This window comes from Exiguobacterium sp. PHA03 (genome assembly GCF_041945985.1).
Lineage (GTDB): Bacteria > Bacillota > Bacilli > Exiguobacteriales > Exiguobacteriaceae > Exiguobacterium_A.
Window position 1 is genome coordinate 54,040 of the sequence record NZ_JAUTYQ010000002.1, and the last position, 26,802, is coordinate 80,841.

The following is a 26,802-nucleotide window of genomic DNA, read 5'->3' on the forward strand; positions in this document are numbered from 1 at the left end:
CTCTCGCAGAAGGTATGACATATCGGGTAAGATGAAAGAAAAACAGGAGGCGATCTTCGTGAATTACTGGTACCACTTTAAGCGTGCCTTCTTACCGATCGCATTATTGCTTGTGACGCTTGCCTTGTACCAAATGATTTATCGTTTGAATAACATCTGGTACTCGCTTGGAGGACTTCTTCTTGTCTTCGCGGCAATTTACTTCGTCATGCGTCGCCTAAAAACGAATCCAGAGGATTGAATGAGCAGGAAAGTCGAGTCCATTCTCTGAACGCGGTAAAATAGAGACATACAGAGGAGGGGAAGATAGATGGCAAAAGCAATATTTGCAGGTGGTTGTTTCTGGTGCATGGTCAAGCCATTCCATAAATATGATGGGGTAGAGCAGGTCATTTCAGGATATACCGGTGGTCATACAGAGAACCCGACTTATAAAGAGGTCTGTTCGGAAACGACAGGTCACTTGGAGGCGGTTGAAGTCACGTACGATCCGTCCGTCATTACGTATGAAGAATTACTCGATATCTTCTGGCGTCAAATCGACCCGACAGATGGCGGTGGTCAATTCAATGACCGTGGTGAATCATATCAGCCGGCTATTTTTTATGTCGATGAAGCGCAGCGTGAAGCAGCTGAACGTTCGAAAGCAGAGCTTGACGCATCAGGACGTTTCTCGCGTCCGGTCGCGGTAGAAATTCGTCCGGAAAAGCCGTTTTGGCCAGCAGAAGAATATCACCAAGATTATTATAAAAAGAACCCATTCCGCTACCAGATGTATAGCGTCGGCTCCGGTCGTGCGAAATTCATTAAGGAAGCGTGGAAGGATCATGGTAAGGAAAAAGAATTGAAAGAGCGTCTGACACCGATTCAGTATAAAGTCACACAAGAAAACGGGACAGAACCCGCTTTTCGTAACGAATACTGGGATGAAGAACGTCCAGGTCTTTATGTCGATATCGTCGATGGTACACCACTCTTCACATCAAAAGATAAATTCCAGTCAAACTGTGGTTGGCCGAGCTTCGCTAAACCGATCTCAGAAGACAAGATGGAAGTCGAACTCGACACGAGTCATGGGATGACGCGGACGGAAGTACGTTCTGCGAATGCAGATAGTCATCTTGGTCACATTTTCGATGATGGTCCGACAGAGCTTGGTGGTCTACGCTATTGTATCAACTCAGCAGCGTTACGATTTATTCCGGTAGAAGAGCTTGATTCGGCAGGATACGGGGAATATAAAAAACATTTCGAGTAACATGTAGGGAGCAGTCAAACGATTTCGTTTTGACTGCTCTTTTTTTCAAATGGAAAGGAGAGGATCAGATGTTTCAGTCCGTGTATGAAGAGATTCGACAGATGACGATTGCAAAGGTACTTGATTTCTATGATCATGAAATCCGTCAGCTCGATGAGAAAGCACGTCAGGAAAAGTACGACAAGATGAGTTTGAGTCCATTTCGTTTTTTTCGGGGGAGTTCGCATCTTTTTTATTACGATGTGACCCGGATTCCGCTTGGTTTTGACACACCTCGTGATAAGCCAACTTGGATCCAAGGTGATCTTCACTTTGAGAACTTCGGTGTCCATGGCAATGCAAAAGGAGAAATCATCTACGACGTCAACGACTTTGATGAAGGATACTTAGGATCGTATTTATACGATTTGATTCGCATGGCAGTCTCTGTGCGATTATTCGCTGAAGAGGCAGGATATGATTCAGTCCCTGCAATTCGTAATTATGTTCTTGAATACTTACATGATTTAAAAAAGTATGCACTTGGAAAAGATCCAAGTGATGTTTGTTTTACACGGGATAATACAAAAGGACCAATCAAGAAGTTAATCAAAAAAGCAGAAAAAAAACGTGAAGAATTAATGGGGGAGCGAACGGAACTGGTAGATGGCGTGAGACGATTTTGTACACTCCCGGATATGGAAGTAGTAGATGATGCGACACGAGCAGCAATTGAGTCTGCCTGGCCTTCCTACATCGAGACAATCGACACCGAGGATCGCCGTGAGGAATCGTTCTATACGATCAAGGATATCGTTCGTAAGCTAGACAGCGGGACAGCATCCATTGGTCTCGAGCGCTATTACATCTTGATTGAGGGCGAAGGGGGAGAAGAAGATTTGATTCTTGAGATGAAACAAGCGCAAACGTCTGTCCCTTCGTTATTCCTGCCCGTTTATCGTCCAGAAGCAGAAACCGTTCATCAAGGGAGACGGGTCATCACGTCGCAAAAGGCGATGCAGGCACATGAAGATCCATATCTTGGTTATCTGACGATTGAAAAAAAGGAATATTATGTACGCGAGCGCTCACCGTACAAGAAAAAACTAAAGGCGAAGCATATAAAAAGTCAGGAAGATCTTGAGAACGTGTTATGTATTCAAGGTCAAATTACCGCGAAAATCCATGCGCGGGCAGATCAAGATGCGGGAATTCAAGAAAAAATATTAACCCATCATGCGGATGTTGAAATCATTCGAGCTATCGGTGTTTCCGATACCGCTTTTTTGGAGCAGATCGAGCGTTGGTCAGAAGCTTATGTCATGCGAACAAAGCTGGATTACCAAGTGTTTTTAGAATGGACGAAGACGTGGAAAACGACTTAAAACCTGGACTGAAAAAGGAGAAAAATATCGGTATGTAACAGATGTTACATGCCGATATTTTTGAAGTGATTTTTACTCTTTAACAGATGAAAGCGTCACGCAAAAAACAAATAGGTATAATGACCTATATCAATTTATCTGAAAACTTCGTAAATTTTTGATTAAGTTCTTACGAACGACTCGCTTCGTAAGACAAATCACAAAGGATATAGGGGGAAGTACATCATGAGTTTGACGCGGAAAAAAGATGTTTCCGCTATGATTGCTGCAAGTAAACGCAACAGTGGACTTGCTCGAAATCTTGGCGCGATGGATTTAACGTTTTTAGGAATTGGCGCCATCATCGGTACCGGAATCTTCGTTTTGACGGGAACAGGAGCGTTGACTGCAGGACCAGGACTTATCGTATCATTCATTCTATCTGCCATCGCCTGTGGTCTAGCTGCTCTTGCTTACGCTGAATTTGCATCAACGATTCCGGTCAGTGGATCCGTCTATACGTATACGTATGCAACGATGGGAGAGATCTTCGCTTGGATCATCGGTTGGAACTTGATTCTCGAATATGGACTCGCCTCCAGTGCCGTAGCAGCCGGTTGGTCAGGTTACTTCCAGTCTTTACTCGCAGGATTTAATATCCATGTGCCAACAGCTCTCTCAGCAGCTCCAGGAGCAGTAGAAGGAGCCAAGACATACTTCAACCTTCCAGCCTTCCTGATCCTCTTTGCCATTACGGCATTGTTGTCGATGGGAATCAAGGAAACGAAACGTGTCAACAACATCATGGTCGTCATCAAATTAGCAGTCGTCGTGTTGTTCATCGTCGTCGGTGTTGGCTACGTTGAACCATCAAACTGGACACCATTCACTCCATTTGGTTGGGGAGGCGTCTTCTCGGGTGCTGCGATCGTCTTCTTCGCGTACATCGGTTTTGATGCTGTTACATCAGCAGCGGAAGAAGTCCGTGATCCACAAAAGAACTTACCACGTGGTATCATCGGTTCACTTGCTGTCTGTACAATTCTTTACGTCATCGTCGCAGCCATCATGACAGGGATTGTCCCTTACAAACAATTCGCTGGTATCGATCACCCGGTCTCACTTGCGATTCAAATGGCAGGTCAAAACTGGGTCGCTGGTTTCATCGATCTCGGTGCGATTCTCGGGATCACAACGGTTATTCTCGTCATGACATACGGAATGGTGCGTCTCGCGTTTGCGATCTCGCGTGACGGGATGTTCCCTAAAGTATTCTCCGAAGTGCATCCGAAATACCAAACACCATTCAAGGCGACTTGGATGATCGGACTTGGTAGTTCACTCGTCGCTGGATTCGTTCCACTCGATGTCATCGCGAACCTCGTCAACATGGGTACACTCGCAGCATTCGTCTTAATCTCTGTCGCTGTCTTGATTCTTCGTAAAACACAGCCGGATCTCCCACGTGCATTCAAATGTCCGGGTATGCCATATGTGCCAATCGCAGCAATCGCTGCATGTCTCTTCTTGATGTTCAACTTGAAACTCGAGACATGGATTGCTTTCGGAATCTGGCTTGCAATCGGTTTAGTGCTTTACTTTACGTTTGCGCGTAAGCGTTCAAATCTACACCCAGGAAACATGCCGGCAGCGGAACTTGCTGCTTCAAAAGAAGAAGAGTAAACACATCAAAAGACCCAGTCGCCTTCAGGCGATCGGGTCTTCTTGTGTTAGGAAAGTGGAACAGGACCTTTGACGCGAACCGCATCAAATTCACGACGAATACTTTCATTGGCTTTCGCTTCATCTTCTGCCGACCAGCCGAGTTCGCTACGCATCAGGGCAAGAACACCGTCTGCGTATTGTTCAGCATGTGGGAAATCAAAGAAGACGGCTGAAGCACGACGGTTCAAGAAGTCACCGGGTTGCATGACGAGCTCTGCTTCTAGACCATACAGAAGGGCACCGAACCAGTGTAACGGTAATTGATAACGAGCGGCTTCGTCACCGCGTGTCCGAATCAATTCGAAGACACGTTCGACATTCGTACCGTAGCGCTGGATGAGCCATGTCGTCTCATTCGGTGACAACCCAAGTGCTTCGCCTTTTGGTTGTTGTTCCTTCATGTAACGCGCGAATCCTTTACTTCCTTGTGGATGACCACCACCAAGCAAGATATCGTGCGTACGGGAAGCAAGATAAATTCGATTTTCTTCTGTCTTGAATTGCTCAGCGACCATATCGATGATTCGTTCTGCCATCTTCCGGTACCCAGTCAACTTACCACCGGCGATTGACATCAGACCGGATTTCGAAACGAAGATTTCGTCTTTTCGGGACAGTTCACTTGGATCTTTTCCATCTTCATGAATGAGTGGACGTAGTCCAGACCACGTTGATTCGACATGCTCAGGTCGTAACTCGACGTTGAACATTTGATTCGTCGCCTCTAGGATGTAATCCTGATCCTCGACGGTGACACCAGGCTCAAGAATATCTCCTTTATAGTTCGTATCCGTTGTTCCGACATACGTTTTCCCTTCACGTGGAATCGCAAAGATCATCCGACCGTCTGGAACATCGAAGTAAACGGCTTGTTGCAACGGGAAATGTACTTGATCGATGACGAGATGAATCCCTTTTGTCAGGTGTAATGACTTTCCAGACTTCGAACCGTCTTTTTCGCGCAGTTCATCGACCCAAGGACCTGTCGCATTAATGATCTTCTTCGCCCGAATCGTATACGTTTTGCCACTTAAGACGTCGCGGACTTCGACACCAACGACTTTTCCATTGTGGTAGACAAGCGATTCCGCTTTCGTATAATTGACGGCACGCCCACCGTATCCGACCGCTGCCTTTAAGACTTCGACCGTCAGTCGAGCGTCATCCGTTTTATATTCGACATACCGACCACCGCCGACTAAATGCTCTGAGCGTAACAGTGGTTCGTAACGTAATGTTTCTTCTTTGCTAAGCATCGTCCGACGTTCATGGCGTTTGACACCAGCGAGTTGATCATAGACACGTAAGCCGATTGAGGTCGAGAAGCTACCGAATGTACCACCTTCGACAAGTGGAAGCATCATCCACTCCGGTGTCGTCACATGCGGTGCGTTCTCATACACGATGGCACGTTCTTTCCCGACTTCGGCGACGAGTTTAATCTCGAATTGCTTCAGATAACGCAATCCACCATGGACAAGTTTCGTCGATCGGCTCGATGTCCCTTCGGCGAAGTCCTGCATTTCAATCAAGCCTGTCCGCATGCCGCGACTTTGTGCGTCAAGCAGAATACCAGCTCCCGTGATACCGCCCCCGATGACGAGGACGTCTAGAAGTTCTTGTCCCATCTCTTCTAACCATGCTGTCCGTTCCGTACTTGAAAACATCTTGTCTTCCCCCTGTTCGTCTGAAATGGATAGTTAGTCTACTTCTATCCATGTACCCACTTTTGCACTCTTTTGAGCACGATCAATGATTTTCATGACGAGTTCAGCCTGTTTCGCAGAGACAGGTGGTGTGGTTCGCTTACGGATGGCTGGAGCGAGATCCGTATAATAATCCCCAAAATGACCGGAAACAAAAGGGAAGTCTTGCAGAGGTCCATTTGCTTCAGCCAATTGATAGGTCGTCCGTTTTGTATCGACTTCATCAACGAAGTAACTCGCCTGTGTTCCGTGCACCATCAGGGAGGGACCAACAGCTGGAACGATGGAACCGATATGCAAAATAGCGCGTCGCGTGCCAAAGGCTAAAATTAGATGTGTATAGTCATCAACGATCCCATCTTGTCGTTGAATCGTTTGATCACAAAAGACACGGTCTGGAATTTCATCGAAGGCGACGAGTGCTTGATCGATCAAGTGTGAACCAAGGTCGTACAATAGTCCGGCACCAGGAACGTCCTGTTCGCGCCAACGCTCCTGCACATCGGGACGGTAACGGTCATAATGCGCTTCGAACGTCTGGAGCGTACCGAGTCGTCCAGATTTCAATAAGGTCATCAGCGTCCGAAAGTCCTTCGTGTACCGCCGATTATGATAAACTGTCAGTAACCGACCGTATGTCCGTGCTAGTTCTGTCAACGTTTCGGCTTCTTCGAGCGTGACGGTGAACGGTTTCTCGACAAGTACATCACAGCCCGAGAGCAAGGCGAGACGCGCGAGTGGATAATGCAGATCATTTGCCGTCGCGATGACGACTAAATCGATTTGTTCCGCTTCAAGTAATGCTTCAAGTGTCGGATAGACAGGGAGCGTCGCGTCGTACGCAGCGACCGCTTCCGGGCGACTCGACTGAACAGCTACCAACTGATAATCAGGTGCGTGTAAATAAGGCGCATGCAAATGTTCACCGGCAAGACCAAAACCAACTAATGCGGTACGAATCATAGAAAACACATCCTTTTCAAGTTCATACCCTCAATCTACCATAAGGAGGAATACAAGATGATTACCGAGCAACACATCATCGAAAAGATGCGCCAAGCGATGCAACGTATTGACCAAACAACAGGAGCTGCGCAGAAAGAACAGATTGCAGCGATGAAGGTTTACTGTGAACTACTGCTCGAATCCGATTCGACGTCGAGTTCGACAATATCGCTTCCTACGTCAACGCCTCAGGCAACCCCAGCGGTCGATCCGATGTTAGCGCGTTTCATGGGTGTTTCGCAGGAAAAAGAAGAAAAAGGCACTTCATTGCTCGATTTTTGAATGAAATGACGCAATTCAGGGAATAACCATCACAGTTAAAATGAGAAAGGGAGATACGTCATGAAAACAGTCATCGTCATTGGAGCAGGACCAGGAAACGGATATGAAATCAGTAAACGATTCGGGCAAGAAGGGTTTCAAGTCGTTTGTGCGGCGCGGACACAAGAAACGCTTGCAGCCGTCATCACGGAACTAAAAGAAGAAGGTGTAGAGGCGGTGGGGGTAGAATGTGATGCTTCTCGAAAAGCCGATATCGCATCACTCATCGAATGGACAGAGGAGCAGTATGGACAAATCGATGTCTTAGTCTATAATGCTTCGATTTTACATCAAGCATCTGTCCTTGAAGTCTCGGCAGAACAGATTACGAAAGAGTTCGAGATCGATGTTCTCGGTGCACTGCATGCCGCACAACTCGTTGCTCCTTCGATGCAGGAACGAAAAGACGGCGCCATCCTGATTACAGGAGGTGGCGCTGCGATGCAAGCAATCAAATCGTTACCAGGGCTTTCGATTGGCAAGGCAGGCGTTCGTCAAGTGACGCACATGCTCCATGATACGTTGAAGGAAGACGGTGTCTACGTCGGAACTGTCACGATTGCCGGAGAAGTGAAGCGTGGAACGGCACTTGATCCGAAAAACGTAGCGGAAGCGTTCTATACACTCTATACAAACCGTAACGAAGTAGAGACAGTTCTATCAGCAGACTAACTTATGAACAAGGTGACGTATGCGGGTTCGGACATTGACCGAATCCGTATTTTCATGGAAAGGAGAGAAATAGAAATGAGACGATCTGTATTCATAAGTCTACTTTTTTTATTCGTCCTCATCGGTTGTGCACCAGAAGAAACCGATCTGCTTGGCATCAAGCAACCAGACGATGAAAAGATTACGAAAGCGACGGTGCAACGCGTCATCGATGGGGATACATTAAAAGTGAGGCTAGCAGACGGGAAAACGGAGGATGTTCGTTTGTTGCTCGTCGATACACCGGAAACTGTTAAACCGGATACGCCGGTTCAACCTTATGGAACGGAAGCTTCAGCGTTTACAAAAGAGACATTACCGAGCGGGACAGCTATTCGGTTAGAGCGTGATCATTCCCGGACTGACCGATACGGACGACTGCTCGCATATGTCTGGTACGGCGATAAAATGTTGAATCAAGAGTTACTCCGAAAAGGTCTTGCGCGTGTGGCGTTCGTCTATGAACCAGACACACGTTATGTCGATGTGTTTGAACAGATCGAACAGGAAGCCAAGCAGGCAAAGAAGAAAATCTGGAAGCACGATGGCTACGTCACGAATCGCGGATTCAATGTTCAAGCGATTACAGAAACGAAATCCTGCGATATCAAAGGTAATATCAATCGGTCAGGTAAAAAAATTTACCATGTCCCGGGTGGTCAGTCTTACAATGAAGTGAAGCCGGAGCAACGGTTCTGTACGGAGAAAGAAGCACAAGAAGCCGGATTCGTCCGAGCAACACGCTGATAAACCCAAAAAAAGCCATCGCTAGCGATGGCTTTTATCTATCATACAGGTGGTGGCGGTGGTTGATACTGCTGTACGTTATCATCTTCATCAAAGGAGATCGTGACATCGGTGATTCCTTTAAGGATGCGAATTTGCAATTCGAGTCGATCTTTAATGTCGTCCGCTTGCGCAATTGTCAAGTTGGGATCAACTTCAATCTCCGTTTCGACATGGAAGTGATCTCCTTCCTTGATGACTTCAAGTTTTTCGATGTCCCGAACCGCTTCATCACGTAACAAGATTTCACCGATTTTGGCTGTCAGTACTTCATCAACCTCACCGAGCGCACCGGCAGCATTTTGAATAAAGACGTTGTAGACGACATAAAACATCATGAGTCCAATCAAGATGGATGCAATGCCTTCTGCTTGATAAAACGATGTATAATGCGAAATCAGGACAGCTATAATGGCGATGACGCCACCAAGAGTTGCGACAAGATCTTCCATGAAGACAAGACGTGTCGCCGGTTTGGCTTGTCCAAGATGGGCGAAGCTTTGACCAACAAGTGCCAGTCCGCTCGATTTGAGTCCCGTCTCATGCGCGATTTCTTTCATCGCTTTATAGAACACTCCGACTTCCAGTAAGACACCAATGCCAAGTGCCGTCAGGATGATCCACAAACCACTCGTTTTTTCGCCAGGACCGTGTGTGATATGCAAGATGCCTTCCCGAATCGTCTCGTAAGCAAGCAATGCAACGACGATGATCGCAGCAAGTAAGACGAGATTCACAAGGCGACCAAAACCATTCGGAAACCGTTTCGTTGGTGATTTTTTACTGAGAGCAGAACCGATGTAGACGAAGAACTGGTTCGCTGCGTCACCGATCGTATGCATCATTTCAGCGAACATCGCTACATTCCCAGTTAAGATATAGGCGACGAACTTGATCGCGGCAATGATCGTATTGACGATGGCGGCAGCAAGGGCTGACTTATTTCCGCGACGGATCAATGAGAAAAAAGTGGTCATGAGCGGTTCTCTCCTTGTCTACTCAAAATAGGTTAACCGCGTCCTGCTTGGAAAGACGGATAAAGTGTCATGCCACCGTCGGCAAAGAGTGTGATTCCTGTGACATAACTTGCTTCGTCAGATGCAAGCCATGCGGCAACGGCAGAAATCTCTTCTGGTTTCCCGATGTTGCCCATTGGAATCATGCTCTCGACTTCTTTGCGTTGTTCTGGATCTTCGAATTTTTCAGCGTTAATCGGCGTATTGATCGCACCAGGTCCAATCGCATTAACCCGGATTCCTTTTGGTGCATACTCCATCGCAAGGGTTTGTGTCATCAATTTGACGCCACCTTTACTCGCAGCGTAGTGGACGAATGTCGGCCACGGAATGATTTCATGCACACTCGACATATTGATGATACTACCTTTGACATCATGTTCGACGAAGTACTTCAGTGCTTCTCGTGCCCCGAGGAAAGCTCCTGTTAAGTTGACGTCGATGACTTTTTGCCAATCTTCGAGCGACATCTCGTGGGACGCTGACGGCATCTCGATTCCCGCGTTATTGACGAAAACATCCAACTGACCAAAGTGAGCCACCGTCTCTTTCACAAGATTGATCATATCATCTTCCTTTGAGACATCCCCTTGGACGATAAAGGCTTCCCCACCTTTTTCTTGAATCGATTCAGCGATTTTTTTCGCTTCTTCCGGGTGGCTGCGATAGTTGATGACGACACGCATGCCTTCTTCTGCATAACGACGAACGATAGCTTCACCGATTCCCATTGATCCACCTGTTACGACGGCAACTTTTCCTTTTAAACTTTCATACATGATGCTTCACTCCTTCATTTATTGTTTCGTAAATCCAATCATGATTCCACCAGCAACGACTAAAATACAACCGATAATGACGAAGGTCATCTCTTTCTTCGTTTTCGTTTCTTTCAGCAAGAGGACGCCACCAATGGTTGAGATGACGACACCTGTTTGAGAAAGGGAGAAGCTTGTTGCGACTCCAACTTTTGCCGTAGCAAACAGTAAAGCGACGTTCCCGACAGCCCACATGAGTCCGCCGATGGTATTGCCAGCAGTTTTCTTCGTGAAGAGGTCTCCTTCTCGTAAAGAAAGAAGAATGGCGCTGACGACCATCCCGATCGCTTGCGGTAATACGGCTTCCCAGCCATTAATATCAAACCAGCGGGCGATGACGACGTAACCGACATACCCGACAGTCGAGATGAGAAGGAGCGTCAATCCTTTGCCGATATTCTCATCTTCTTTACTCTTATCTTCCTTATAAGACGTGAAAGCTGCTCCGGCAATGATCAATACAAGCGCACTGATTCCGAGAATCAAGGCAGTTGTCGTTGACCACTCTCCAAAAGCAAGAACACCGAACAACGATGTTCCGACGAGTTGCATCCCTGTTGAAATTGGCATCGTTTTTGAGACACCCATTTGACGAAATGCGGCAAATTGATTTTTTTGACCAAGTGCCCAAAAGGCACCAGAAAAGAATCCGGCAACCCAAGCGGTCGTCGACATCTCTGGGCTGACAAAAAAGAAGGTGACGATCGCGAAAAGTAACGCACCCAGAGTCGTACCGATGATTTGTTGCGCCGTTGAACCTCCGATTTTCGAAACGACAAGCGGCAACGATCCCCACATCAATGCGGGAACGATGGCAATTAGAATATCAATCAAGTGTTTCACCTCTCCTTACTATTATCTCTCTACTTGAAGCTGTACCCTGCAAGGCGATAGGAAAAACCTTATGGTGCGAAGATGAATTATTCTGGAATAAAAAACGTCCACCGAGGTGGACGTCTGCTCATGTGTTATTTAACGGAATGGTTCATCGGCGATCCGGACGATTTGTCGTCCGATCCGGCGACCGTTCCATAAAGCGATGACAGCGATCGTCAAGGAAATGCCCATGACGTCGTACTGCGTAAAATAATAGCCGAGATAACTAAAAGGCAGGCTGATAATCCCGACGAGCGAACTCGTCCACTGTCGGATTTTGAGTGACTCGATGTTCGCAACACGAGAGAACTTTTGTTGCTCCATGATCCGCCAACGTGTCGGTTCGCTTAAGGCATCGTTAACAAGACGCGGGAAGGCGAGCAATCGCGCGCCGTAAGAACCAGCAATCTGTAGGTAACGGTTTTGATTTTTCCCTTCGTCATCGAGCCAGCGTCGAACCATTGGTTTAGCGAGTTCCAGCAGGTTGATTTGCGGTGAAAGAATCTGAAGGATTCCAAGAATCGTTGATGCGGCACGTCCAAAGAAAGCAAACTCAGCAGGAAGCTGGATCGGTTCATTTCGGACGAGCAATTCGATATCGGATAAGACCTTCTCGATCAGTTTTGTATCCACGTTTTCCATATCACTTTCGAGATAGAACGTGACTGCTTTTTCAATTGCTTGTCGGATATTTTGCTTATTCGCATTTGGCAATAAGAATCGTAGATCTTCTAAACCATCGACGATTGCATCGTAATCCAATGTGACGAAGGACTGAAGAATCCGCTGAATCGCTCGCATATCATCGGGCGTCGTCGCTCCGATCATCCCAAAATCAAGCAAGACGATTTTGCCATCGGACTGGACGAGGACATTGCCTGGGTGCGGATCGGCGTGGAATTTCCCGCCGAACAATAATTGTTCTCCAGCGTTCAAAAATAAATTACGTGCTAGTTCTTCACGGTCAATCTGATGTTCGGCTAGATAATCCAGATCCGTGATGCGTGTTCCTTCAATCCATTCCATAACAAGCACCCGATTTGTACAATGTTCTTCATAATAGCTCGGGATATAAATGACAGGGTTTGTTTCATACATCTTTTTAAAGTAGAGACCGTTTTTTAATTCGGTACGGTAATTCAATTCATCACCGATTACGAAGACCATTTGGCGATATAAGCTTTGCAAATCAGTCGATTTGTTTAACGACGTCCGGCGCAACATGGCAATGACGATACGCATGGCACGGAAATCGGTTTTGATGATTTGTTCGATATTCGGTCGCTGTACTTTGATCGCGACTTTTTTACCGTTTGATTTTAAGGTTCCGCTGTACACCTCACCAATCGAGGCAGAAGCGACAGGACGGGAACTGATATCCGAGATGATTTCTTCGATCGGCATCCCCCAATCCTCTTCGATGATCTTTCGTGACTCTCCAAGTTTGCTAGAAGGCACTTTGTCGACGAGTTCGGTCAGTTCCATCAAAACGGATGGGGGGAACAAGTCAGCTCGAATCGATAAGAACTGACCGAGCTTGATCAATAATCCTTCTAACCGTAATGCTTTTTTCTTATAGTCACGCGCAATTCGGATCATGATGCGCTCAAACTCTTCATTGTTCGTACCTGGCCGGTTTTTCCGGGTGAATCGATAGATCGTAAAGATGTAACGTGCGAACATCGTCACGATGACGACGATGCGATAAAGCGCCCAACGTTTCATACGGTCACCTAGCTTCCTGTACAGTTTGTTTCAGTATAGGTTACTTTACCTAAAAACGTCACTCGCAAACGGTCGAAACGGTGACAGAAAATTAATGCTTTACGGAAACTAAAAAGAGAGTATAGTAAGTATTGGAATTTCTTTGTAGAAAGGTGAAATGTGCGCATGTCCTGGGACTTATTGAATATCATCGGCACGGTCGCTTTTGCGATGAGTGGTGCGATCGTCGCGATGGAAGAAAAATATGATTTATTCGGCGTTTGGTTACTTGCTTTGATCACAGCATTTGGTGGTGGTGCCATTCGTAATCTATTGATTGGTGTACCAGTATCTGCTCTCTGGTCGCAAGGTGGTCTCTTTTTAGTCGCGATTCTCGTTGCGTTGTTGATTTTCATGTTACCTCAGTTATTCTTGCCGCACTGGACACGTTGGGGGGTCCTCGCGGATGCGCTCGGATTGTCTGCGTTTGCGATTCAGGGTGCCCTGATGGCGACAGCAAAAGGACTGCCATTGTCAGCAACAATTTCAGCGGCTGTACTGACCGGTGTTGGTGGTGGTGTGATTCGCGATTTACTCGCTGGTCGGAAACCACTCGTCTTGCATAAAGAGATCTATGCGATGTGGGCTGTCATGGCAGCACTCGTGATTGATCGCTTCCAATTGACGAATCCTCTACATTTGTTCACATTGCTCGGACTCATCACCGTTTTACGTATGCTATCGTATTATTATGAATGGAATTTACCAGCACGACGGTTAGGGGGAGAATAAGTATGAAAGTATTCATTATGATTGGCGCGATCTCGATGATGCTATCGGTCGCACTAGGTGCATTCGGTGCACACGCCTTAAAAGATATGTTGACGGAGCGGATGCTTGCGAACTGGCAGACAGGCGTACTTTACCAGATGGTACACTCGCTCGGCATCCTAGCACTCGGAGGACTCTTATTAAAGGCATCGATCCCACAATGGTCATTAGCTGCATGGCTGATGCTCGCCGGAATCGTCTTCTTCTCAGGTAGTCTGTACGTCATGGCATTGACGAATGTAACGAAACTGGGTGCCATCACACCGATCGGTGGCGTTTTGTTCATCGTGGCGTGGATCTTTGTCGCAATTGGTGCCTATAAAGGATTATGAGAACGGACCGTGTTTCTTCAGTCATGGAGAAAGACGGTCTTTTTCATATGAAAAACGCCTACTCATGATAGAGTAGGCGTAGGTATCAAAACGGATTCACCGCTTTGTCGTTTGTGTTTTGTTTAGCTTCGATAATGCTTGCTCATAGCGATCCAGTACACGATCTGCAACCGGTTTCAGCTCTTTTGAAAGCACAGCGAATTGCAATTCACGCGATCGTGTCGATCGGTTCATAGCATTCCCCATGGTAATTCCTCCTTACGTCATTCAACTTACTGTTTTATAGCCGCAAGGAGTATATTCCCATGAGATATTTCAATCAAACGTCATTCAACACATTAAAGTGCAAAATGAGTATTTAATTGTTCACTTTCGAGACGGTTACCAATGAAGAACTCACCGAACTCGCCATATTTCGCGCTGACTTCATCAAAACGCATTTCGTAGACGATTTTCTTGAACTGAAGAATGTCATCTGAGAAGAGCGTAACGCCCCATTCCCAATCGTCAAATCCTGTTGATCCGCCGATGATTTGCTGAATCTTCCCAGCGTAACTCCGACCGATCATACCGTGACGATACATGAGCTCTTTTCGTTTCTCCATTGAGAGTGTATACCAGTTATCGCCATCGCGACGTGACTTGCTCATTGGATAGAAGCAGATGTGCTTCGCTTGTGGCAGGATCGGATAGAGGCGGTCACGCACATATGGATTCTCGTATGGGTTTCCTTCGCCTGAACCACGGTACGTACCAAGTTCGACGACAGAGACATAAGAATATGTTGGAACCAAATAATCATAGAGATCGAGTTTCTGCATCTTGACTTCGACGTCTTGGATTTGTTCCATCGTAGGACGAAGAACCATCAAGACGAGATCTGCTTTTTGACCAATGATCGTATAAAGTGCGTGGCTTCCGTCTTTAGCTTCTTCCACCCCAGAAAGCTCTGCGAGGAAGGCTTGGAACTCTTCAATCATGCGCGCGCGCTCTGTCGCGTCGACTTGTTTTAAGCGTGACCAATCGATCCGGCGAAAATCATGTAATGTATACCAGCCGTCGAGTGTTTCAGCGGCTTGTTGCGTAGCAGTCGGTTCAGATGTTTGGTGTTGCATGGGATGACCTCCTGAGTCTGAAATAAATTGTCTTTTTCCATATCCTATCTTATCACATTCTATATAAAAGGCTTTGTCTTAAAAATTTTTGTCCACGAGATCGTAACACATGAAAAGAGCAGGGAGTGGGTAAAAGGAGAAAGGGACAATATTTTACTTAAAAAAGTCTCTGTACTATTCTTTAAAAGGACTGTAATAGTCAGGGAATATGGCTTCAGTGCTTTTGTTAGATAACTTTTTTGCAAATTGTTTTAACAACGATTGAGAACTGTGTATAATAAACGGTGGAAAAGAAAATGGATCAAATCGACGTCGTCGTGTTTACCTAAAAAAGGAGAGAAACTCATGCAATTATTCGATATGTTAGAACAAAAGATTAAAGCGCACCAACCGAAAATCGTCTTCCCAGAAGGAATTGACGCGCGTGTTCTCGGCGCAGCTGTCCGTTTGAAGAAAGACGGTCTTGTCACACCGGTCGTCATCGGACCGCGTGCACAAATTGAAGAAACAGCAACAGCGAACGGCATCGATGTAACTGGACTTGATACAATCGATCCTGCTTCTTACGCTGGCATTGATGAGCTCGTCGCATCGTTCGTTGAGCGTCGTAAAGGGAAAGCAACAGAAGAACAAGCACGCGCTGTCATCTTAAAAGACGTGAACACGTTTGGTACAATGCTCGTTCACACTGGACAAGCAGAAGGTCTTGTCTCGGGTGCGATGCACGCGACAGGTGATACAGTTCGCCCGGCACTTCAAATCATCAAAATGCAAGAAGGCTATAAAAAAACATCTGGCGTCTTCATCATGGTTCGTGACGATGAGCAATACGTCTTCGCAGACTGCGCGATCAACATCGCACCGGATGCGAACGACCTAGCAGAGAACGCGATCGCATCTGCGAAAACAGCGAAAACATTCGGGATCGATCCTAAAGTCGCATTGCTCAGCTTCTCAACAAAAGGTTCAGCAAAATCACCAGAGACAGAGCGTGTCGTTGAAGCAACGCGTATCGCAAAAGAACGCGCACCAGAACTTGCGATCGATGGCGAACTTCAATTTGATGCTGCTTTCGTTCCAAGTGTCGCAAAATCAAAAGCACCAGAATCAGATGTCGCGGGTCAAGCGAACGTCTTCATCTTCCCAAGTCTTGAAGCTGGAAACATTGGCTACAAAATCGCACAACGTCTTGGTGGCTTCGAAGCAATCGGTCCGATCCTTCAAGGTTTGAACAAACCGGTCAACGATCTTTCACGCGGTTGTAACGAAGAAGATGTCTACAAACTCGCGATCATCACGGCGGCACAAGCGGTCGAAGAACGCCAAGCCTAAGCACAGTGTGAAAAAGTCTTTACTTTTTCGCTAAACCCCGTACAATGGTAAACATCACGAAAATCACGAAACGTAAACGTATAGCAACGCTCGTATAATAGTGGGAATTGGCCCACGAGTCTCTACCGGATCGCCGTAACGATCCGACTACGGGTGGTGAGTTACTGCTCTCTTTTTTGGCGTACAGTGGCTGCCCCCGGGTAGCGGCTGTACGTTTTTTCGTTTTTTAAAGAGGAGAATGCATGTATGAAACGTCTACACGACATGATTAATCAAGAGGGAATCGTCTTATCGGATCAAGTATTGAAAGTGGATGCTTTTTTAAATCATCAGGTTGATCCGACGTTGATGTGGGAAATCGCCTATGAGTTCATGGAACGCTTTCAAGATGCTGGTATCACGCGGATTTTGACAATCGAAGCGGGAGGTATTGCCCCGGCAATGATGACAGCACTTCGTCTTGGCGTGCCAATGGTCTATGCTCGTAAGACGAAATCGGTCACATTGAACGAAGGAACGATTTCAGCTGAAGTTTTCTCATTTACGAAACAACAGACGAATACAATCACGGTCGCAGAGAAATACCTGCAACCGGGTGAACGTGTTCTGATCATTGATGACTTCCTCGCAAACGGAGAAGCAGCATTTGGTCTCGCTCGTCTCGTTGAACAGGCAGGGGCAGAAGTCGCTGGATTTGGAATCGTCATTGAAAAGTCGTTCCAACCGGGACGTCAAAAACTGATCGAAGCTGGATTCCGTGTCGAGTCACTCGCGCGTGTTGAGTCATTGAAGGACGGAAAAGCGACATTCGTCGACTCGGTGACCGTATGAGACTATCAAACTTCAAAGCAGCCAGTCTCGGACTTCAGCATGTGCTTGCGATGTACACGGGAGCAGCTGTTGTTCCACTGATCGTCGGGAGTGCGATCGGATTGTCAGGAGAAGAACTTGCTTATTTAGTGGCGATTGATCTTTTCATGTGTGGTGTTGCGACCTTATTACAAGTACTCGTCACGAAATACACAGGTGTTGGTCTTCCAGTCGTACTTGGTTGTACCTTTACAGCAGTCGGTCCAATGATTGCGATTGGAAGTCTTCAAGGCATTACAGCGATTTACGGTGCTTTGATTGCCAGTGGGCTGATCATTCTCGTCATTTCAGGTTGGTTTAGTAAGATCGCGGTCCTGTTCCCACCGGTTGTCCTTGGTTCCGTCGTGACGATCATCGGGATTTCCTTGATTCCGGCTGCGATCAACGATATCGGAGGCGGACAGGGAGCGAAAGACTTTGGTGACTTACGTTACCTCGGACTCGCCGGATTAACGATCGTCTTGATTTTAATCTTGAATCGCTACGGTACGGTCTTCTCAAAAGCGGCAGCTGTCTTAATTGCTGTGATGATCAGTACACTCGTTGCATTTGGCATGGGAATGATCGACTTCAGTCCGGTGGCAGAAGCGTCATGGTTCCAAATGGTGACACCATTTTACTTCGGTGTACCGACATTCAATGCAACTGCCATCTTGACAATGACGCTCGTTGGTCTCGTCTCGATGGTTGAATCGACAGGTGTGTTCTTGACACTTGGTGAAATCACGGACCGTCGTATAACGGATAAGGATCTAGCGCGTGGTTACCGAGCAGAGGGTGTCGCGACGATCGTTGGTGGTATCTTCAATAGTTTCCCTTATACGACCTATAGCCAAAACGTTGGTCTAGTTCAGTTGACTGGCGTAAAGACACGCAAAGTCATTTTATTTGCGGGTGGATTTTTGATCTTGCTCGGTTTCTTACCAAAAGTAGCGACGTTTACGACATTGATTCCAAAACCTGTTCTTGGTGGAGCGATGTTGATCATGTTCGGAACGGTCGCGGCAAGCGGGATCCGTATCCTATCACGGGTCGATTTTTCGAAGAACGAGCACGTCATCACGGTGGCACTCGCGCTCGGAATTGGTCTAGGAATTAGCATGAATCCTGAAATCGTAGCAGGTCTCCCATCACAAATTCGCGTTTTGACGGATAGCCCGATCGTCGCTGGTTCACTAACAGCATTGCTATTGAACGGGATCTTCCGATTGACCGGGAAGTCCGAAACAGCAGATGTGCCACTTGCTAAAGTTGAATAACAATTGTAACTTTCCGAAAGGAGCTATCCTGTATACTACATAGTAGCAGGTAGTTCCTTTTTTATACTGCTAACGTAATCAGAATATTCCGAGTATGTGGATTTAGTGAAAAATATACATTGAAAACGTTTACAAAATCGACACATCTTCTTTATACTGACAACGTAGCGGTACGGGGAACTGCTAAGAAACAAACAGAGACTGGAAGGACGTCGTAAAAATGAAACAACAGACAGAGTTGAATCGGGGACTGGAAGAACGTCACATTACACTCATGTCGCTGGGGGCGGCAATCGGTGTTGGACTCTTCCTTGGATCAGCGAAAGCGATCCAATTGGCAGGTCCAGGGATCTTACTTGGTTATCTGATCGGTGGTATTATCATCTTCATCATCATGCGAGCACTTGGGGAGCTTGCGGTGCGGGAGCCGATCGCTGGTAGTTTTGCGGAGTATGCCCGGAAGTATGTCAGTCCATTAGCTGGCTTTTTAACAGGTTGGAATTATTGGTTGCTCTGGATTTTTACGTGTATGGCGGAAATCACAGCAGTCGGTATTTACATGAAAGTATGGTTCCCAGATTCCCAGGGGTGGGTATGGGCGCTAGCAGCACTTGTCTTGATGACAAGCATCAACTTCATTGCTGTTAAATTTTATGGTGAATTCGAATTTTGGTTTGCGTTGATTAAAATCGTCGCGATCGTCGCCATGATCATCTTAGGGACATTGACGATCGTCATTGGTCTTGGAAACGGCGGCACACCGGTTGGGATTTCGAACCTTTGGTCACATGGTGGATTCCTGCCGAACGGATTCGGTGGAGTACTCCTTGCCATGCAGATGGTCATGTTTGCCTTCTTAGGAATTGAAGTGATTGGGGTCACAGCAGGGGAAGCGAAGAACCCGAAAAAAACGATTCGAAAAGCTGTTAACAACGTCTTCCTTCGAATCTTAGTATTCTACATCGGGGCGCTCTTCGTCATTTTATCGATTTATCCATGGGATCAAGTCGGTGCGAACAACAGCAGTCCGTTCGTATTATTATTTGATTCACTTGGTATTCCGGCAGCAGCCGGCATCATTAACTTCGTTGTCTTAACGGCAGCACTCTCGTCATGTAACTCGGGTATCTTCTCGACAGCCCGGATGATGATGAACTTATCCGAGAACAGTGAAGCACCACGTCGTTTCTCGAAAATCTCGAAAAACGGTGTTCCGGCACTGGCGACGATTCTTTCAGGTGTCGCATTGCTCGTCGGTGTCGCTTTGAACTATTTCTTACCGGAAGATGTCTTTGCGATCGTTACGAGTATTGCGACGTTTGGCGCCGTCTGGACGTGGGCAATGATTCTAATCGCTCAGATGCGAGCACGGAAAGTACACGGTTCAGCAGAATTTGGTGTTCCGTTCTTCCCGATTGCGAACTATATCGCCCTCGCGGCGCTTGCCGGTGTCATCGTCTTGATGGCATTTGACGCAAGTACACGGATCGCTCTGGTCGTTGGACCACTGTGGTATGCGATTCTGATTGCTGTCTATTATGCACGGGGAATGCATAAGGAGACACGTCAGTCGACGCGTCAGGCATCAGGAGAATAAGGAAACGAGCGGATCCGGAAACGGATCCGCTTTTTTGACGCTTCGTATCAAACCGTTTCGTTTTGTTTTAATGATAGATTTGCTACACTTACGACAGAACCATACAGGAGGTCATACGAAATGAAAACGATTCATGTAGATGAGTTACAAGAACGATTAGAGGCAGGTGAGGCGTTGCATGTCGTCGACGTCCGTGAGCAGGATGAATACGATGCAGGACATATTCCGAACGTCCGCCTCCTTCCGATGTCTGAGATCGGCGAACGCTATACGGAATTGCAAGAAGGCGAAACCTACTACTTGATCTGTAAAGCGGGTGCGAGGAGCGAAAACGTCGGTCGTTTCCTCGAGCAATATGGATACGACATCGTCAACGTCGAAGGCGGTATGATGAACTGGAAGGGCGATCAAGAAGCATAAGGGTAAGCGTTACCAAGGAAGACGACTCGAACTGAGTCGTCTTTTTTCATGTGAACTAGTACACGTTTATCGATTTTTCTATGAATATTTTTCGTTATTCTTCCGATAGAGAAGGTAGAATAGCGAGTCCTTGCACTCGAGAATGGAGTGACACATGGAACAAAAGATCAAACGAACAATGAGCATCAAACAAAAATTAATCGTGACATCGATTCTACTTTTGATGATTCCTGCATTAGTAATCGGCTTTGTCGCATATGACCTCGCGAAACAAAAGATGACGGAACAGATTCTTCAATCTGCTCATAGTGGAGTCGACCGGATGAATGATGAGATCCAAAACATCATTGATCCGATGCGACGCGATGTCGCCTTTTTTGCAGACCGGATTGACGGAACGCTCTATCAAAAAGGAAAACAAAATGCTGCGTTAAAGGAAAAAATGACAGAATATCTCGACATGAATCCGCAGGCGGCGAACATCTATTTCGCGACGACGGACGGGGATATGAATATTTTCCCGGAACAGGTCATGCCAGATGATTATGATCCACGGGAACGCTCGTGGTATCAATCGGCAGAAGCAGCAGGTGGCAAGGTCGTCATCACGGATCCGTACGTCGATGCTGCCTCGAACAAGATGATGGTCACGCTCTCGCAGACGACTGGTAACGGAAAAGGTGTCGTGGCGATTGATGTCGATGTCGACCGGATCGCGGAAATCGCGAAAAAGATCAAAATCGGAAAAGAAGGATACGTAATGATTCTTGATTCTACGAAAAAAATCGTTACGCATCCGACATTAAAACCAGGTGAGAAAGCGACAGGCAAATGGGTGTCATCACTTTACGCTAACCCAGCAGGGCAGTTTGCCTATGAGTTTGAAAACAAAGGCAAACAGATGGACTTCATGACGAACGATCTGACGAAGTGGAAGGTTGCCGGAACACTATACGATCATGAAATCACGGATGCGACATCTAGTATTCTTTGGACGACGCTTGCTGTCATCGGCGGGATGTTGCTCGTCGCAGCCATCTTCATCTACTTCATTCTTCGCTCGATTCTTCGCCCACTCGGTCATTTAACACGTGGAGCAGAACGGATTCAATCTGGTGATTTGACGGAGCCCGTCATCGTTGAATCAAACGATGAAGTGGGGAAAGTGGCGCAAAGCTTTAACGTCATGGTTGACTCACTCCGTTCGATCATCATTAATCTCGATCAGTCGATTACACAAGTAGCTGGCTCTTCTCAGGAATTGATGGCGAACTCTGCCCAAACGACTTCCGCTTCTGAGCAAATCGCGGGATCGATTCAACAGGTCGCAGCAGGGGCGGATCAATCGAAACGCCAACTCGATGCGAATGCTGTTTCGCTCCAATCGATTACAGCAGGCATCATGCGAATCGCTGAGAGTTCAACCGATGTCTCGGAATTGTCACGTTCAACGGCAACAGAAGCCGAGAATGGAACAGTTGCTGTGCTGAAGAACGTTGAGCAGATGAAAGAAATCGATGCTTCTGTTCAGAACTTCGGTGGTGTCATCAGCTCACTCGCCTATCGTTCGAATGAAATCGGAAAAATCGTCGATGTCATCAACGGTATCGCTGAGCAAACGAACTTGTTAGCACTGAACGCAGCGATCGAAGCAGCACGCGCAGGCGAAAATGGAAAAGGATTCGCTGTCGTCGCGAGTGAAGTGCGTAAACTAGCAGAGCAATCACAGGATTCAACGAAACAGATTGCACAGCTGATTCAAAACATTAAACAGGAGACGGATCAGTCGGTCACGATGATGAAGGAAGTCTCAGGACAGACGAAAGCCGGTTTGTCGACGACAGAAGCATCAGCAGAGCGTTTCCAAAAGATTCTCGAACGAACGCAGGAAATGACGCCACGGATCGAAGACGTGACGGCGACTGTCGAAGAAATTGCAGCGAACGTCCAAGAAGTATCTGCGTCAGCGACGGAAATCGCACATATCGCGCAAGAGAATTCGTCCGCTTCGAAACAAGTCGCAGCGACGACGGAAGAACAGTTGAGTGCGATGGAAGAGATTTCGCAATCCGCCAAAGTATTATCCGATATGGCGGAAGAACTACAGGTACTCGTTGCCCGTTTCCGTGTTTAAATGATCAAATCAAAAAAAGGCAAGGAAGCCCGTCTTCCTTGCTTTTTTTGTCTGTCAACATTCTGTGACAAACGGAACAAACAGCTTGTAATCCCTGTGAATCCGGGCTTGAGACATTGTTAAATCGGGAATTTAATTAGTATCTAACACTTCGAAGGAGGTGGGTACGGTGAAGCAGTTTCGTAAAATAAGAGAGTGGCAAGATGCAGGTCTTTTGGATGAAGCAACTGTTGAACGAATTCTGAACTATGAAAATCAACGTTCAACAAAACAACGTCTGCCTTTGTTATTGATCATTGGAGGTACCTTCGTCGTATTAGCTGTATTCAGCTTTTTGGCTGCTAATTGGCAAGCGATGCCAGTCGGCTGGAAAATCGGACTCGTCGTAGGACTCATGTGGAGCTGTTACATCGTGGCAGATCTTTCGGAACGTCGTCATATTCTTCATCCGATTGTCTTTCGAATCGGTGGAATCCTAGCATTTGGTGCCTCAATTCTCGTCGTGGTTCAAAGTTTTCATTTGCCGATGGAAGGATCATTACTCGGTTGGTGTGTGTTTGTCGCCGCGTTAGTACATTATGTACTTTGGCGTCATGAGGCATACGGTGTCGTCGCCTTTCTTTCCGGATGGACGATCTTCACGAGTCTTGGGGGATTTGGTCAGGAGCAGGCGAGTTATCTTGACTGGACGTCCTTTAGTCTTATGATTATACTTTCGTTCAGCTGGTTTTACTTCAGTCAACAGCTGCCGTCGCTTTTATTTAGCTGGCTGTTTCTTTTTTTCAGCGGTCTATCCTTGTTTCTCCTCGTATCATATGACGGATTCCTGTGGCCGATTTGGACGCTATTTTTGCTTGTTCCAGTTCTCTGGCTTGTTCGTGAGGAATCCAATCGCCGTATCGTCGAGATGGTCTATCTGGTCGTCGCTGCTATCAGTTCGATCATCTATTTATCCGTTCGTGCGGAATCAAACGTCGTATTACCCTCCGTGACAGAAGCGGTACTGTTAGCTATCGTCTCCACCGGTCTAGGAATCTTTCTCTATCAAAAACGTCGTGGATTGTTGTTCATCGTACCGCTTGGATTCGTCGGAGTACTCTGGATTGATGAACAGGCAATTCTACTTGCCATTCTCTTTGAATTATCCGCGCTACTGTATCTGTTATATCAAGAACGCCGTCATGCAGTCGTCTGGCCAGCCTTTCTCTATTTCATTCTCGTTCAAATTGCGATATATGTCATATATGCATGGGATCGTTTAAACATGTCCTTATTTTTCCTCATTGGTGCGCTACTCATCTTCTTATTGTCCGGTGTCTTATGGTGGTTACGTCGTAAAGGAGGTGTGGCGTCATGAAGCGTTATCTGATACCAGTATTGCAGACATGCGCCGTCGGTCTGTTGATCGTCAGCTTTTTTGCGACCTCCTGGTTCGGGACATCGTACCGTTTTCGGGCAGAACCGTTTGATCCGTTTGATCCCGTTTACGGCGAATACGTGATGCTTCAGTACCCAGATTTAAAACCTGGTCCGAGGATTCAAAACGGACGTGTCTATGTCAGCTTCAAGACGGATGCTTCCGGTTATGCTCAAATCGATCGGATTTCGAATGAACGATTCTTCGGAAGTGTCGCCGGCGATTATTACGAGCAATATGTATCGATTCCGCAGTTGACGCAGTATTATGTCGAACAGGGAAGCGGAAAACAATACGAAAAAGCAAAAGCACTGGAAGTCCGAGCGGATGTGTCACCATGGGGAACGATCCGGACGACGAATTTAAAGATTTCTGAGTAAAAAACCTTGCGCCAGGAATAAAACGGTTGTACTATTAATTTAAATTTTCAGACAACTGAATCTGTATGTGTAGATGGGAAGAGTAAAGTGATTGGAAATCGATAGAGAGTCTCTGTTGCTGGAAATGAGACGATTTCGATACTTGAAGATGGTCCCGGAGCAGTCGGAAGAACGTGAACCGTGTTCATCAGTAGAACCGACCGGTAGGAAGGATACCGTTAGCATTCCATGGAGTCTCGTACTCCTAGAGGTGGCTGAGCGTGAGTTGAGTCATGAACGAAGGTGGTACCACGTGATCAGACATCACGTCCTGAGAAATAAGGGCGTGGTGTCTTTTTTTGTGGAGACGTTCCCGCAGGAGGAGGATGACGAGATGGCAGAAGCATTGGTATTGCAATCAGACTTTGGTGTGAGTGACGGGGCAGTCAGTGCGATGTATGGGGTGGTCCATAGCATCAATCCGGAGATTCGGATTTTTGATTTAACGCATGACATTCCGCCATTCCACATTTGGGAAGCGTCCTATCGGTTACTGCAGACGGTGCCGTACTGGACGGAGCAAACGGTGTTCGTTTCTGTCGTCGATCCGGGTGTCGGGTCGAGGCGAAAGAGTGTCGTCGCGCGAACACGGACCAATCAATACATCATTACACCGGATAATGGGACGTTGACGCATCTTTGGCAAGCCGGATACATTGCGGAAGTGAGACAACTCGATGATCGACGGCATCGTCTGCCTCGGATGGGTGAATCGTATACGTTTCACGGACGAGATATCTTTGCCTTCACGGGTGCGCGATTATCGAGTCACGTCATCACGTTCGAAGAGGTGGGACCGCTTTTACCTACTGAAGAACTCGTCTTACTCGACCGGACATTTGCTTCATCGTCGGACAACGGTGTTACCGGTATCGTCGAGATTCTCGATGTTCGCTTCGGAAACGTCTGGACGAACATCCCGGTCACGCTCGTCCGCCAGGTGGGTCTTGATATCGGCAACCACGTCAAGGTAAGGGTTTCGTACCGAGACAGGATCGTCTACGAACAAACACTGCTCTTCGGTCATTCGTTCGCCGATGTGCCGGTCGGTTCAGGAGTCGTCTACATCAATTCGCTGGATCAGATTGCTCTTGCCTTGAATCAAGGTTCGTTTGCACATGCATTTGAAGTTGGAATCGGAAATGATTGGAGTGTTAGCGTACAACACATTAAAGGAGGAGATCGAACATGAAAGGATTTACGACAAAACAAATCGTCGCAACTGGGATCGGAGCAGCTGTATTCATCATTTTAAGTCGATTCGCTGCGATTCCGACAGGCGTACCGAACACGTCAATCGAGACAGCCTATGCATTTCTCGCATTCATGGCGGTCTTGTTCGGACCGGTTACAGCCGGCTTGATCGGTCTGATCGGTCATGGCTTAAAAGATGCGATTTTATACGGTTCCCCGTGGTGGAGTTGGGTCATCGTCTCCGGGTTCGTCGGGTTTGGTATCGGATTGATTGCTAACCGAATTCGTTTAGAAGAAGGCGGATTGACGACTCGTAAAATCGTTTTATTCAACGCCACACAAGCCATCGTGCAAGCGATTGGTTGGATCATCATCGCACCTGTACTCGATATTTTAATTTACACGGAGCCGGCGAATAAAGTCTTCGTTCAAGGTGCGGTCGCTGCGACATCAAACATCTTGACAGTCGGTGTCATCGGAACGTTATTACTCGTCACGTATGCCAAAACAAGAAGTAAAGCAGGCAGCTTGAAACGCGAAGTTTGACCGAATGAGCTATGATCCTGTGCGAAGAAACGGCAGGGACATAGCTCATTTAGCTTGGGGGGAGAAA

The 26,802-nt window shown here is 46.9% G+C and carries 27 protein-coding genes and 1 riboswitch; of the genes, 19 read left to right on the forward strand and 8 right to left on the reverse strand.

Annotation, left to right across the window (positions count from 1 at the left end):
• Positions 1-58 precede the first annotated feature (58 nt).
• The 4 genes from Q7C19_RS11430 to bcaP all read left to right on the forward strand — a co-directional run bounded on the left by Q7C19_RS11430 (position 59) and on the right by bcaP (position 4,284).
• On the forward strand, positions 59-241 hold the full coding sequence (locus Q7C19_RS11430) for a hypothetical protein (protein WP_035411695.1): 183 nt from the start codon (positions 59-61) through the stop codon (positions 239-241).
• Positions 242-310: 69 nt separating this feature from the next.
• Positions 311-1,258: a peptide-methionine (S)-S-oxide reductase MsrA gene (msrA, locus tag Q7C19_RS11435; RefSeq protein ID WP_035411485.1), complete on the forward strand. Its 948-nt coding sequence runs from the start codon at positions 311-313 to the stop codon at positions 1,256-1,258.
• A 68-nt stretch (positions 1,259-1,326) separates the two neighbouring features.
• Positions 1,327-2,622 carry a DUF2252 domain-containing protein gene (locus Q7C19_RS11440; protein WP_290774563.1) on the forward strand — a complete coding sequence of 432 codons (1,296 nt, stop codon included), beginning with the start codon at positions 1,327-1,329 and terminating at the stop codon, positions 2,620-2,622.
• A 225-nt stretch (positions 2,623-2,847) separates the two neighbouring features.
• Positions 2,848-4,284, forward strand: a complete 1,437-nt coding sequence (bcaP, locus tag Q7C19_RS11445) for a branched-chain amino acid transporter BcaP (RefSeq protein ID WP_035411480.1) — start codon at positions 2,848-2,850, stop codon at positions 4,282-4,284.
• A 47-nt stretch (positions 4,285-4,331) separates the two neighbouring features.
• On the opposite strand, the gene Q7C19_RS11450 is transcribed toward bcaP, so the two are convergent.
• Positions 4,332-5,993 (reverse strand): glycerol-3-phosphate dehydrogenase/oxidase, encoded by a 1,662-nt coding sequence (locus Q7C19_RS11450; RefSeq protein WP_375092176.1) that lies wholly within the window; start codon positions 5,991-5,993, stop codon positions 4,332-4,334.
• A 33-nt stretch (positions 5,994-6,026) separates the two neighbouring features.
• A complete protein-coding gene (locus tag Q7C19_RS11455) occupies positions 6,027-6,995 on the reverse strand; it encodes a Gfo/Idh/MocA family oxidoreductase (protein ID WP_035411475.1) in 969 nt (322 codons plus the stop codon).
• A gap of 57 nt (positions 6,996-7,052) precedes the next feature.
• Between Q7C19_RS11455 and Q7C19_RS11460 the strand changes: the two genes are divergently transcribed.
• The 3 genes from Q7C19_RS11460 (at position 7,053) to Q7C19_RS11470 (ending at position 8,816) form a co-directional block, all read left to right on the forward strand.
• Positions 7,053-7,319 (forward strand): DUF5327 family protein, encoded by a 267-nt coding sequence (locus Q7C19_RS11460; protein WP_035411472.1) that lies wholly within the window; start codon positions 7,053-7,055, stop codon positions 7,317-7,319.
• Between the two features lie 60 nt (positions 7,320-7,379).
• Entirely contained in the window at positions 7,380-8,030 is a 651-nt protein-coding gene (locus tag Q7C19_RS11465; protein WP_035411468.1) for an SDR family NAD(P)-dependent oxidoreductase, read from the forward strand.
• A 75-nt stretch (positions 8,031-8,105) separates the two neighbouring features.
• Entirely contained in the window at positions 8,106-8,816 is a 711-nt protein-coding gene (locus Q7C19_RS11470) for a thermonuclease family protein (RefSeq protein ID WP_035411464.1), read from the forward strand.
• 41 nt (positions 8,817-8,857) lie between these two features.
• Here Q7C19_RS11470 and Q7C19_RS11475 read toward each other — a convergent pair whose 3' ends face one another.
• From Q7C19_RS11475 to Q7C19_RS11490, 4 genes are all read right to left on the reverse strand, one after another.
• On the reverse strand, positions 8,858-9,832 hold the full coding sequence (locus Q7C19_RS11475; RefSeq protein WP_375092177.1) for a cation diffusion facilitator family transporter: 975 nt from the start codon (positions 9,830-9,832) through the stop codon (positions 8,858-8,860).
• Between the two features lie 32 nt (positions 9,833-9,864).
• Positions 9,865-10,650 carry a glucose 1-dehydrogenase gene (locus Q7C19_RS11480; RefSeq protein WP_035411459.1) on the reverse strand — a complete coding sequence of 262 codons (786 nt, stop codon included), beginning with the start codon at positions 10,648-10,650 and terminating at the stop codon, positions 9,865-9,867.
• A gap of 18 nt (positions 10,651-10,668) precedes the next feature.
• A complete protein-coding gene (locus tag Q7C19_RS11485; protein ID WP_197026242.1) occupies positions 10,669-11,520 on the reverse strand; it encodes a GRP family sugar transporter in 852 nt (283 codons plus the stop codon).
• A gap of 141 nt (positions 11,521-11,661) precedes the next feature.
• Positions 11,662-13,290 carry an ABC1 kinase family protein gene (locus tag Q7C19_RS11490; RefSeq protein WP_035411453.1) on the reverse strand — a complete coding sequence of 543 codons (1,629 nt, stop codon included), beginning with the start codon at positions 13,288-13,290 and terminating at the stop codon, positions 11,662-11,664.
• Positions 13,291-13,455: 165 nt separating this feature from the next.
• On the opposite strand from Q7C19_RS11490, the gene Q7C19_RS11495 reads away from it, so the two are divergent.
• A complete protein-coding gene (locus Q7C19_RS11495; protein WP_023466752.1) occupies positions 13,456-14,061 on the forward strand; it encodes a trimeric intracellular cation channel family protein in 606 nt (201 codons plus the stop codon).
• A 2-nt stretch (positions 14,062-14,063) separates the two neighbouring features.
• The gene (locus tag Q7C19_RS11500; protein WP_375092178.1) at positions 14,064-14,432 is read left to right on the forward strand and encodes a DUF423 domain-containing protein; all 369 of its coding nucleotides are present in this window, start codon (positions 14,064-14,066) and stop codon (positions 14,430-14,432) included.
• A 96-nt stretch (positions 14,433-14,528) separates the two neighbouring features.
• On the opposite strand, the gene Q7C19_RS11505 is transcribed toward Q7C19_RS11500, so the two are convergent.
• Both Q7C19_RS11505 and hemQ read right to left on the reverse strand, forming a co-directional pair.
• Positions 14,529-14,678: a hypothetical protein gene (locus Q7C19_RS11505; protein ID WP_023466754.1), complete on the reverse strand. Its 150-nt coding sequence runs from the start codon at positions 14,676-14,678 to the stop codon at positions 14,529-14,531.
• Positions 14,679-14,770: 92 nt separating this feature from the next.
• Positions 14,771-15,547: a hydrogen peroxide-dependent heme synthase gene (gene hemQ / locus Q7C19_RS11510; RefSeq protein WP_035411450.1), complete on the reverse strand. Its 777-nt coding sequence runs from the start codon at positions 15,545-15,547 to the stop codon at positions 14,771-14,773.
• Positions 15,548-15,892: 345 nt separating this feature from the next.
• Between hemQ and pta the strand changes: the two genes are divergently transcribed.
• From pta to Q7C19_RS11560, 10 genes are all read left to right on the forward strand, one after another.
• Positions 15,893-16,879, forward strand: a complete 987-nt coding sequence (gene pta, locus Q7C19_RS11515; protein ID WP_056064431.1) for a phosphate acetyltransferase — start codon at positions 15,893-15,895, stop codon at positions 16,877-16,879.
• Positions 16,880-16,949: 70 nt separating this feature from the next.
• Positions 16,950-17,049, forward strand: a riboswitch (purine riboswitch).
• 76 nt (positions 17,050-17,125) lie between these two features.
• Positions 17,126-17,710 carry a xanthine phosphoribosyltransferase gene (locus Q7C19_RS11520; RefSeq protein WP_035411444.1) on the forward strand — a complete coding sequence of 195 codons (585 nt, stop codon included), beginning with the start codon at positions 17,126-17,128 and terminating at the stop codon, positions 17,708-17,710.
• Entirely contained in the window at positions 17,707-19,008 is a 1,302-nt protein-coding gene (locus Q7C19_RS11525; RefSeq protein WP_375092179.1) for a nucleobase:cation symporter-2 family protein, read from the forward strand. Before Q7C19_RS11520 ends, Q7C19_RS11525 begins: the two co-directional genes overlap by 4 nt.
• Before the next feature lie 220 nt (positions 19,009-19,228).
• Complete coding sequence (locus tag Q7C19_RS11530; RefSeq protein WP_290756162.1) at positions 19,229-20,605, forward strand: amino acid permease; 1,377 nt, start codon at positions 19,229-19,231, stop codon at positions 20,603-20,605.
• A gap of 120 nt (positions 20,606-20,725) precedes the next feature.
• A complete protein-coding gene (locus Q7C19_RS11535) occupies positions 20,726-21,025 on the forward strand; it encodes a rhodanese-like domain-containing protein (RefSeq protein ID WP_035411426.1) in 300 nt (99 codons plus the stop codon).
• 154 nt (positions 21,026-21,179) lie between these two features.
• On the forward strand, positions 21,180-23,159 hold the full coding sequence (locus tag Q7C19_RS11540; protein WP_375092180.1) for a methyl-accepting chemotaxis protein: 1,980 nt from the start codon (positions 21,180-21,182) through the stop codon (positions 23,157-23,159).
• 169 nt (positions 23,160-23,328) lie between these two features.
• Positions 23,329-24,516 (forward strand): DUF2157 domain-containing protein, encoded by a 1,188-nt coding sequence (locus tag Q7C19_RS11545; RefSeq protein WP_375092181.1) that lies wholly within the window; start codon positions 23,329-23,331, stop codon positions 24,514-24,516.
• The gene (locus Q7C19_RS11550) at positions 24,513-24,956 is read left to right on the forward strand and encodes a GDYXXLXY domain-containing protein (protein ID WP_035411417.1); all 444 of its coding nucleotides are present in this window, start codon (positions 24,513-24,515) and stop codon (positions 24,954-24,956) included. The genes Q7C19_RS11545 and Q7C19_RS11550 overlap by 4 nt, the downstream gene beginning before the upstream one ends.
• Before the next feature lie 373 nt (positions 24,957-25,329).
• Complete coding sequence (locus tag Q7C19_RS11555; RefSeq protein WP_375092182.1) at positions 25,330-26,187, forward strand: SAM hydrolase/SAM-dependent halogenase family protein; 858 nt, start codon at positions 25,330-25,332, stop codon at positions 26,185-26,187.
• The gene (locus Q7C19_RS11560) at positions 26,184-26,735 is read left to right on the forward strand and encodes an ECF-type riboflavin transporter substrate-binding protein (protein ID WP_056064409.1); all 552 of its coding nucleotides are present in this window, start codon (positions 26,184-26,186) and stop codon (positions 26,733-26,735) included. The genes Q7C19_RS11555 and Q7C19_RS11560 overlap by 4 nt, the downstream gene beginning before the upstream one ends.
• Positions 26,736-26,802 lie beyond the last annotated feature (67 nt).